This window comes from Armatimonadota bacterium, assembly GCA_031459715.1.
In the GTDB taxonomy this organism is placed as follows: Bacteria; Sysuimicrobiota; Sysuimicrobiia; order Sysuimicrobiales; family Humicultoraceae; genus Humicultor; species Humicultor tengchongensis.
Genome location: JAVKIA010000016.1, coordinates 48,687 through 58,214, shown reverse-complemented (window position 1 = coordinate 58,214; position 9,528 = coordinate 48,687). Strand labels below are relative to the sequence as shown.

8 protein-coding genes and 1 other RNA gene are annotated in these 9,528 nt (G+C 70.5%); 1 reads left to right on the top strand and 8 read right to left on the bottom strand.

Annotated features, from left to right (window positions below):
- The first annotated feature begins 91 nt into the window (after window positions 1-91).
- Window positions 92-1,243, top strand: coding sequence for a fructose-1,6-bisphosphate aldolase/phosphatase (fbp, locus tag QN152_07845; GenBank protein MDR7539425.1), 1,152 nt, complete (start codon window positions 92-94; stop codon window positions 1,241-1,243).
- Window positions 1,244-1,319: 76 nt separating this feature from the next.
- Here fbp and QN152_07840 read toward each other — a convergent pair whose 3' ends face one another.
- The 8 genes from QN152_07840 to hisS form a co-directional block, all read right to left on the bottom strand.
- Window positions 1,320-1,469, bottom strand: a complete 150-nt coding sequence (locus tag QN152_07840) for a hypothetical protein (GenBank protein MDR7539424.1) — start codon at window positions 1,467-1,469, stop codon at window positions 1,320-1,322.
- Window positions 1,466-2,797 carry a CCA tRNA nucleotidyltransferase gene (locus QN152_07835; protein MDR7539423.1) on the bottom strand — a complete coding sequence of 444 codons (1,332 nt, stop codon included), beginning with the start codon at window positions 2,795-2,797 and terminating at the stop codon, window positions 1,466-1,468. Before QN152_07835 ends, QN152_07840 begins: the two co-directional genes overlap by 4 nt.
- A gap of 64 nt (window positions 2,798-2,861) precedes the next feature.
- Window positions 2,862-3,182, bottom strand: a complete 321-nt coding sequence (locus tag QN152_07830) for a YtxH domain-containing protein (protein MDR7539422.1) — start codon at window positions 3,180-3,182, stop codon at window positions 2,862-2,864.
- The gene (gene mnmA / locus QN152_07825) at window positions 3,172-4,317 is read right to left on the bottom strand and encodes a tRNA 2-thiouridine(34) synthase MnmA (protein MDR7539421.1); all 1,146 of its coding nucleotides are present in this window, start codon (window positions 4,315-4,317) and stop codon (window positions 3,172-3,174) included. The genes QN152_07830 and mnmA overlap by 11 nt, the downstream gene beginning before the upstream one ends.
- A gap of 81 nt (window positions 4,318-4,398) precedes the next feature.
- Window positions 4,399-5,736, bottom strand: coding sequence for a replication-associated recombination protein A (locus QN152_07820; GenBank protein ID MDR7539420.1), 1,338 nt, complete (start codon window positions 5,734-5,736; stop codon window positions 4,399-4,401).
- Window positions 5,737-5,787: 51 nt separating this feature from the next.
- Window positions 5,788-5,990, bottom strand: a non-coding RNA gene (gene ssrS, locus QN152_07815) — 6S RNA.
- A gap of 115 nt (window positions 5,991-6,105) precedes the next feature.
- Window positions 6,106-7,902, bottom strand: a complete 1,797-nt coding sequence (gene aspS, locus QN152_07810; protein ID MDR7539419.1) for an aspartate--tRNA ligase — start codon at window positions 7,900-7,902, stop codon at window positions 6,106-6,108.
- 19 nt (window positions 7,903-7,921) lie between these two features.
- Entirely contained in the window at window positions 7,922-9,280 is a 1,359-nt protein-coding gene (gene hisS, locus QN152_07805; protein ID MDR7539418.1) for a histidine--tRNA ligase, read from the bottom strand.
- Window positions 9,281-9,528 lie beyond the last annotated feature (248 nt).

Below are 9,528 nucleotides of genomic sequence, written 5' to 3'. Positions count from 1 at the left end.
CCGGGCGCGGTGGCCGCGCTCCCTGACCGTGGGGTACAATCGAAGTAAGCCTCTCTGCCTACCGGTACGGTGACGAAAGGAGGGGGAGGCCATGCGCACTACCCTCAGCGTAATCAAGGCGGATATCGGAAGCATCGGGGGCCATACGCTCCCCAGCCCCGAGGTCCTGGCCATCGTCCGGGAGCGGGTGGAACGCGCCAAGGGGTCAGTGCTCATCGACGCCTTCGTCTGCCACACCGGAGACGACATCGCCCTGATCATGACCCACACCCACGGGGTGGGGAACCCCCGGGTGCACGAGCTGGCCTGGACGGCATTTCGCGAAGGAACGGAGAAGGCCAAGGCCCAGGGGCTCTACGGCGCGGGGCAGGACCTGCTGAAGGACGCCTTCTCCGGCAACGTGCGGGGGCTTGGCCCGGCCTCCGCAGAGATGGAGTTCGAGGAGCGGCCCAACGAGGCGGTGGTGATCTTCGCCGCGGACAAAACGGAGCCGGGGGCCTTCAACCTCCCCCTCTACCTGGCCTTTGCCGACCCCATGTACTCGTCGGGACTCCTGCTCTCCGAGGCGCTGCACGACGGGTTCACCTTTCACATCATGGACGTGGACCATACCGAGGGCGATCGGGTCATCGTCCTGCCAGCGCCGGAGCGCCTCTACGACATCGCGGCGCTGCTGCGGGATACGCACCGTTATGTCATCGAGTCCATCTGGTCACGCAAGTACCCGCATGAGCAGGCCGTGGCCGTGGCCACCTCCCGCCTGCGCAACATCGCCGGCCGCTACGTGGGGAAGGACGACCCGGTGGCCATTGTCCGGGTGCAGAAGGTCTTCCCGGCCACCGAGGAGTTGGGTCCTCCCTTTGCCCTGGGCGCCTTCGTCGCCGGGGACACCCGGGGCAGCCACAACCTGCCCCTGATGCCGGTGCCTATCAACACCTCCGCCTCCACCTTTTTCTGCGTGCCCATGGTCTCAGCGCTGGGCTTCTCGGTGCATAACGGGATCCTCAGCACCCCCGCCGACCTCTTCGCCGACCCCTTCTGGGTTCACGTACGCGACCGGGTGGCGGCGAAGGCCATGGAGATGCGCCGGCAGGGGTTCTTCCAACCTGCCACCCTGCCCTACTCCGAGCTGGAGTACGGCGGCATCGTGGTGCGGCTGCGCCGCCTGGAGCAGGAGTTCATGGTACGGGACGGCCGGGAGGAAGGCGCGCCGGCCGGGGTCGAGGCGGACGATCCGGACTGAGCGAGCCCCCGTCGAGCTCCCCCGGACCCAGGGGTGCCTTCCGCTTGGGCGCACTAGCGACTTCCCGGCCGCGCTCTTAACGCCTGTGGGAAGGCTCCTCCTCCTTCAGCACGGTGCGGTCCAGCAGGGAAACCAGCCAGGGGGCTACAGTGGGCAGAATGGCCCCGACCACGACCATCACCGCCAGGGCCAGGAAGAAGATGCGCAGCGCGTTCTGTTCGCTCATAGTTCCCCTCTTCCGCCTGCCGGCTCGATTTCCTTGCCATCCCCCGCAGGATCCGGGCGCTCCCCCCGGGGGAACCGTCGCTCCACCAGGGCCAGCGCCTCCTCCCGTGTCCGCACCATACCTTCCAGCTGAGCGTCCCGTACCGCCTCCAGGATCTGGCGGAATCGCGGGCCCGGGGGATAGCCGCGGGCGATAAGATCGTCCCCACTGACCAGGCGGGGCGGATGCCGCTCCTCCTCACTGAGCCGGGCCAGCGCCTGCTGAGCCCACCGCCACAGGCTGAGGTCGCCGTGGCTGGCCAGGCAGTCCGCGCGGTGCAGCTCCAGGTGGTCGGCGATGTCAGGACGTGCCAAGAACCGCTTCGCCTTTGCCGGCCGCATCGACGGCAGGGTACGCACCCGCAGGTGCTCCCGCACCAGGTCCACAACCCGCGTGACCTCCTCACCCTTCAGGCGCAGCCGGCGGCAGACCGCCTCGGCCATCCGTGCGCCCACCTCATCGTGCCCGTCGAAGCGGATGCGCTCGGCGCGGCGGAACGTAAGAGGCTTGCCCACATCGTGCAGGAGCACCCCCAGGGCCAGCACCGGGGAGGGATCGCGCAGGTGGGCCAGGGCCAGTCGGGTGTGGGTTAAGACGTCCCCCTCCGGATGGAACTCCGGGGGCTGCTCCACGCCCTCCAGGGCCGCCACCTCCGGGAGGATCACCGCCAGCAACCCGCTCTCCCGCAGCCGGTCCAGCCCCACGGCACGTCCCCCGCTGGTCAGCAGACGGAGAAGCTCGTCACGAATGCGCTCACCGCTGACCCGGGCGATCTCCCCCGACCGCCGCTGGATGGCACGGAACGTCTCCTCCTCGATGGCGAAGTCAAGCTCCGCGGCGAGGCGAACGGCACGGAGCATGCGCAGGTGGTCCTCGGCGAAGCGCGCCTCCGGGTCCCCCACGGCGCGGATACGCCGCGCCTCCAGGTCCTGGCGGCCGCCCACCAGGTCGATCACCGCCCCATCCAGGGGGTCGTAGAGGAGGGCGTTGATGGTGAAGTCCCGGCGGGAGACGTCCTCCTCCAGGCTGGCGTACTCCACGAAGGATGGACGTCGGCCGTCCAGGTAGGGGCCTTCGCGGCGGAAGGTAGCCACGTGGTAAGTCCCGCCCTCGGTGACCACCTCCACCACGCCGAAAGCCGCGCCCACGGCAAGGGTGCGCGCAAAGAGTGCACGCACCTGCTCCGGGCGGGCCTCGGTCACGATGTCGATGTCACGCGGTGACCGACCCATGAGCAGGTCGCGCACCGCACCGCCAACTAGGTACGCACCCCAGCCGGCGGCACGCAGCCGCCGGACGATCTGCGCCGCCCCCTCCAGACCGGTCAGGCCCGCCTCCGCCGCCCCGACGCGCTCACTCGTCCAGGGAGGATCCCTCGTCAGCGACCAGCCCTTCCCGCCCTCGACGCAGAAGCTCCTCCGCCTTCTCCCGGAGGTCCTCCACCGTCTCCCGGGCCCGGCCGCGGAACTCCTCTGCCCGGGCCCGCGCCCGGGCCACGGCCTCCTCGGCGCGTTCCCGCGCCCGATCGCGCCACTGCACGCCGCGCTCACGCAGCCGCTGCCGCGCCTCCTGGTCGACCCGCGAGGTCAGCAGGAGGGCCAGCCCCGCGCCCAGCGCGGCTCCCAGCAGCAGGCCCACAGTAAACCCGGTATTGCGCTTTCCTTCAGATACCATCGGCCACCTCCGTCAGTGCCGCCTCGGAAGAGGCGGCAGGCTCTCCATTGCCGGGCCGGACGCACTCGATGACGCCCCCGCCCAGCACCACTTCTCCGGCGTAGAGGGTAACCGCCTGTCCCGGCGCGGCAGCCCGCTGAGGCTGGTCGAACCTGACGCGCAGGACGCCCGTGCGGTCCACCCATGCCGTCGCCGGCACCTCCCGGCCCGCATGGCGCACCCGCGCCGTTACCCGCAGGGGGCCGGGCGGCGCCTCCCCGCCGATCCAGTTGACCTCGCGCGCCACGATCTCCCGCACCAGCAGCTCCTCTTCCGTCCCCACGACGACGGCATTGCGGACCGGGTCGATATCCACCACGTACAGCGGCCGGCCGGCGGCCACCCCCAGGCCGCGGCGCTGCCCGACGGTGAACCGCCCCAGGCCCGGGTGGGTTCCCAGCTGCCGCCCTCGCCGGTCCAGGATCGGGCCTGGGCGCGCCGCCTCGGGACGGCGGTGGGCCACTACCTCCCAGTAGCGCCCGCGGGGGACAAAGCAGATCTCCTGGCTGTCCGGCTTGTCTGCCACGCGCAGTCCCAGGCGGCGGGCCATCTCCCGGACCTGGGGCTTGGCGAACTCTCCCACTGGGAACAGCAGGTGATGCAGCTGCCCCTGCTGCAGGGCGTAGAGGACGTAAGACTGGTCTTTCTGGGCGTCGCGGGCCCGCAGCAGTAGGTAGCGCCCGGTTTGCGGGTCGCGGCGCACCCGGGCGTAGTGACCGGTGGCCAGGTAGTCCAGCCCCATGGCCCGGACCTTGCGCAGCAGCAGCGAGAACTTCACCGCCCGGTTGCAGGCGATACAGGGGTTGGGGGTTCGCCCCCGCGCGTAGGCGTCGCAGAAAGTCTCGATCACTGCCCGCTCAAACTCCGCCCGCAGGTTCAGGACGTAGTGCCGGATTCCCAGGCGCTGGGCCGCGGCCCGGGCGTCCCCGATGGCCCCCGCGCCGCAACAGGTCCGAAAGCCCTCGTCGGTTGGGGGAAGCCAGTGGGGCCAGAGGTTCATGGTAAGCCCCACCACCTCGTGGCCCTGGTCCACCAGGAGGGCCGCTGCCACCGCACTGTCCACTCCGCCGCTCATGGCGACGGCCACACGCGCCATACCGTCTGATTATACCCTCCTTACCGTCCCGCGGCCGGGCCACCGCAGTGGGCGCACCCCGCAGGAGTGCGCCAGGAGGGCCTACAACCTGGAAAAAGCGTACCGCTTGATCCCCTTCCACCAGGCCAGGAGGCGGCGGCGGATCTCCTTCTCCAGGCCGGAGGTCGACGGCTGGTAGTAGATGCGATCGCGCAGGTTGTCAGGCAGGTACTGCTGCTCGGTGAAGTGCCCCGGGTAGTCGTGGGCGTACTTGTATCCCTCACCGTGGCCGAGGCGGGCGGCAGCCAGGCTGTGGCTGGCATCCCGCAGGTGGCGCGGCACGGGGTCGGCGCGCTCCTCCTCCACGTCCCGCATGGCCGCGCCGATGGCCGCCACCACCGAGTTGCTCTTGGGGGCGGTGGCGATGTAGATGGCCGCCTCGGCCATGGGGATGCGGGCCTCGGGCAGACCCACAAACTCCACCGCCTGCGCGGCAGCGGTGGCCACCACCAGGGCCATGGGATCGGCCATGCCCACGTCCTCGGCGGCGTGCACCACCATCCGCCGGGCGATAAAGCGGGGATCTTCGCCGGCGGCGAGCATGCGGGCCAGCCAGTAGACGGCGGCGTCGGGGTCGCTGCCGCGCAGGCTCTTGATGAAGGCGGAGATGGTGTCGTAGTGGACATCCCCCTCCCGGTCATAGAGAAGGGCGCGCCGCTGGCTGGCCTCACGCGCCACCGCCAGGTTGACCCGGCGCGGCCCACCGGCCTCCGCCGGAGCCATGGCCACGGCCGCCTCCAGCATGTTTAGCGCCACCCGGGCGTCCCCATTGGCGATGCGCACCAGGTGGGCCAGGGCGTCATCCTCCAGCACCACCTGCTGCCCGCCCAATCCCCGGGGATCGGCCAGCGCGCGCTGTATGATCGCCCGCAGGTCCTCCTCGCGCAGTGGCTCCAGCTGAAGCACGCGGGCGCGGGAGACCAGTGTGGCGTTAACCTCGAAGAAAGGGTTCTGGGTGGTCGCCCCGATAAGGATGATCGTCCCGTCCTCCACCGCCGGCAGCAGGACGTCCTGCTGCGCCTTGTTGAAGCGGTGGATCTCGTCAATGAAGAGGATCGTCCGCGTCCGGTAGTAGGCGCGGCGGTCCAGGGCCTCGGTAATGATGCGCTTCAGGTCAGCCACGCCCGCGGTGACCGCGTTGACCTGCTCGAAGTGAGCGCGAGTGAGCCGGGCAATGATGTGCGCCAGGGAGGTCTTCCCCGTCCCCGGAGGACCATAGAGGATCAGGCTCACCAGCTCGTCGGTCTCGATGGCGCGGCGGAGGAAGGTTCCCGGACCCACGATGTGCTCCTGCCCCACGAACTCCTCCAGGGTCCGCGGTCGCAGACGCGCCGCCAGTGGTGCATCGGCGGGAAGACGGTCGGGGAGGAAGAGGCTCACGGTGGCCTCAGGCAGGGAACGATGGCTTCACTGCATGGACGCACAGGTAGACAAATCCCCGCCGTACCGAAGGCGCCGGAGTTCCCGAACCTGTCCTCGACAGGTGGGTGCCCTCCCGGCCGTTTCTGACACTCCCGGCAGAGACCGGACCGCCGGTCCGGTCCCCGGGGCTGTCATCCGCGTCCAGCGTCCGGGCTCCCGTGTACACAGTGTTGGCTCGGAACTACTGGCGCGCTCGCGTACGGCAGGGATCCCTGCTCATACCCATCATACACGCCCCCGTCCGGGCTGACAACGAATCCCCAGGCCGTTTCTTGACCCGCAGGCCCCCTGCCCATCCCCCTCCTGCGCTTGCCGCCCTTAGGGGATTTACCCTGCCCGATGCGGCGGCGGAGCGGCACCTGCAGCCTCCTCTTCCTCAAGGATGGCGATGTGGACCTCCCGCAGCTGCCGGGGATCGATCCGGGATGGCGCTCCGGTCATCAGGTCAGTGCCGGCCGTCGTCTTGGGAAAGGCGATGACCTCCCGGATGGTCTCCTCCCCCGCCAGGAGCATCACCAGGCGGTCGAAGCCCAGGGCGATGCCCCCGTGCGGTGGAGCACCATAGCGCAGGGCCTCCAGGAGGAAGCCGAACCGCTCCTGAGCTTCTTCCTCGCTCAGCCCGATGACGCCGAACACCTCTCGCTGCAGCGCGTGGTCTGCGATACGGATGCTCCCACCCCCCAGCTCCACCCCATTCAGGATCAGGTCGTAGGCACGCGCCCGCACCGCCAGCGGGTTGCTGGCCAGCAACGGCCGGTCGGCCTCCAGCGGTGCCGTGAACGGGTGGTGGACAGCGACCAGCCGGCCCTCCTCCTCGCTGGGTTCCAGCAGGGGAAATTCCGTCACCCAGCAGAAGTGGTAGGTCCCAGCCGGCACCAGCCCGGCGGCCTGCGCTGCCATCTGCCGCACCCTCCCCAGGGCCGCCGCTACCATCTGGGCCGGGCCCCAGGTGAAGAGCATCAGGTCGCCGCCGCCTGCCCCCAACCGCTCGGCCAGGCGGGCGGCGAGGGCTGCCGGCAACCGGGAGCCGAGGCTACCGCCCGTGGTCTCACCTTCCAGGGTCAGGGTGGCCAGCCCGGTGCCTCCAGCAGCCCTGGCCGCCTCCGCCAGGGCTTCCTCCTGTCGCCGGGGGAGGTTCGCTCCACCGGGAACCGCCAGGCCGCGGACGACCCCCCCGGCGGCGACCGCCTCCCGCAGGAAGGCGGGCCCTGCGGCCGTGAACAGATCGGAGAGATCGCTGATGGCCAGGCCGAAGCGCAGGTCGGGTTTGTCTGTCCCATAACGCAGCATGGCCTCGGCGTAGGTCAGGCGGGGAAATGGCCGCGGCACGGAGATCCCCGTGGCCTCCTCGATCGCCTCAGCCAGAACGGCCTCGGTCACCTCCAGCACGGCGCTCTCGTCGGCGAAGGACATCTCCAGGTCCACCTGGGTGAACTCCGGCTGGCGGTCGGCGCGGAGGTCCTCGTCGCGGAAGCAGCGGACGATCTGGTAGTAGCGGTCCAGTCCCGCCACCATCAGAATCTGCTTGAACAGTTGCGGCGACTGGGGCAGGACGTAGAAGCGGCCGGGCTGCAGGCGGCTGGGCACCAGGAAGTCGCGCGCCCCCTCAGGTGTGGACCTGATCAGCATGGGCGTCTCTACCTCCACGAATCCCCTGGCGTCCAGCGCGCGGCGGATGGCCTGCGCCATCCGGTGTCGAAGGACGAGGTTACGGGTCATCCGGGGCCGGCGCAGGTCCAGGTAGCGGTAGCGCAGGCGGACGCTCTCGTCCACCGGATGCTCCTCGTTCAGGGGAAATGGCGGCGTCTCCGCTCGGGCCAGGGTGATCACCCTGTCGGCCCGCACCTCCACCGCCCCCGTGGCCAGGCGCGGGTTTTCCGTACCCGGCGGCCGGGCCCGCACCTCCCCCTCGACCAGGACCACGTACTCCAGGCGCACCTCTCCGGCCTCCCGGTAGGCCTCGGCTGCCTGCGGCTGGACCACCACCTGGACCAGTCCCTCCCGGTCCCGCAGGTCCAGGAAGATCACCCCGCCCAGGTCGCGCCGGCGGTGCACCCAGCCGGCCAACCGGACGCGACGGCCGGCATCGGCCGGGCGCAGGCTGCCGCAGTGATCAGTGCGCATCAGGCCGTCCACTCTCCCGTCACCTCCCCTCGCCCATGGTGGCCGAGACGGCAGAGACGACCTCGCCCAGCGGTACCCGCCGCTCGCTGCCCGCAGCCAGCACGCGCAGCGTCACTTCCCCGCTGGCCAGCTCAGAGTCTCCCAGAATCAGGGCCACGCGGGCGCCCAGCCGGTCGGCGTGGCGCATCTGCGCCCGCACCGCGCGGTTGAGCAGGTCCCTGTCGGCGGCGATCCCCGCCCGCCGCAGCCGATCCACCACGCGGATGGCCTCCCGCCGCGCGGCCTCCCCCACCGCCACCACGAATACCGCAGGAGGGGTCTCCGCCGTGGGGATGGGCAGCCCCTCCTGCTCCAGCACCAGGAGCAACCGCTCCAGCCCCAGGCCGAAGCCCACCCCCGGGGTGGGCGGGCCGCCGAGCTGCTGGGCCAGGCCGTCATAGCGCCCCCCGCCGAACATGGCGTTCTGAGCGCCCAGCCTGCCGGAGAAGACCTCCACCGCGGTGCGCGTGTAGTAGTCCAGTCCGCGGACGATGAACGGATCCAGGACGTAGGGGATCTCCAGGGCCTGAAAGTGCGCCTGCACCCCTTCAAAGTGCTCGCGGCAGGCGGCATCCAGATATCCGTAAATGGGCGGGGCCTCCGCGGTGATCCGACGGCAGCCTGCCTCCTTGCAGTCCAGGATGCGCAGGGGGTTGGTCTGCAGCCTCCGCTGGCAGTCGGCGCACAGGGCCCGGGCGTACCGACCAAAGTACTGGCGAAGGGCCTCCAGGTACCGGGGACGGCAGACGGGGTCACCGACGCTGTTCAGGCGCACCTCCACCTGCGTCAGGCCCAGGCTCTGCAGCAACCGCACCGGCAGGCTGATTACCTCCGCGTCTGCCTCCGGCCCGGGGACGCCGATGATCTCTGCGCCGAACTGGACGTGCTGCCGGTAGCGCCCCAGCTGGGGGCGGTCGTACCGGAACATGGGGGCGACGTAGTAGAGCTTCACTGGCTGCGGCCAGGAGGGCCCACCGTGTCCCAGGTAGGCGCGCACCACGGCCGCCGTTCCCTCCGGGCGCAGCGTCAGGCTGCGGCCCCCGCGGTCGGTGAAGGTATACATCTCTTTCTGCACCATGTCGGACTCCTCGCCCACGGTGCGGGCAAAGACCTCGGTGTGCTCCACCGCGGGCGTGCGGATCTCCCGGAAGCCGAAGCGCTCCGCCGTCTGCCGCACGCGCTGCTCCAGCGCCTGCCAGCGCCCGACCTCCTCGGGCAGGATGTCCCGCATGCCTCGGGGGACCTGGTACCGCATCTCCTCCTCCAGCGCTCCGCGCCGCCCGACAAGCGAACACGCTCCCGTCCGCTCAGGGACGGGAGCGTGAACCCGTGGTGCCACCCTGCTTCCGCCGCGCCCCCGGCGCGGCGGCCCTCGTACCGCCGTAACGGAGCGGACCTGCGGTGGCCGCGTGGTGCGGCCACAGCTCCGGGCTGTCTTCGGAGGCGAGAACCTGGAGACGCTCTCCACCGCGGCCCTGCGGCCGGGCGCCTCCTCTCTAGAAGGGTCGCCTCCTACTCCTGCCCGTCATCGCGCGTGCTCTCATTCTAGGTGTCCGCGCGACCGGGGGTCAAGGCAGGGTGCAGGCT

What these genes read in the sequence shown, in the direction of transcription:
- mnmA (MDR7539421.1), bottom strand. Translation starts at nt 4,317, where the DNA reads ATGGCGCGTGTGGCCGTCGCCATGAGCGGCGGAGTGGACAGTGCGGTG.
- aspS (MDR7539419.1), bottom strand. Translation starts at nt 7,902, where the DNA reads ATGCGCACTGATCACTGCGGCAGCCTGCGCCCGGCCGATGCCGGCCGT.
- QN152_07840 (MDR7539424.1), bottom strand. Translation starts at nt 1,469, where the DNA reads ATGAGCGAACAGAACGCGCTGCGCATCTTCTTCCTGGCCCTGGCGGTG.
- fbp (MDR7539425.1), top strand. Translation starts at nt 92, where the DNA reads ATGCGCACTACCCTCAGCGTAATCAAGGCGGATATCGGAAGCATCGGG.
- QN152_07830 (MDR7539422.1), bottom strand. Translation starts at nt 3,182, where the DNA reads ATGGTATCTGAAGGAAAGCGCAATACCGGGTTTACTGTGGGCCTGCTG.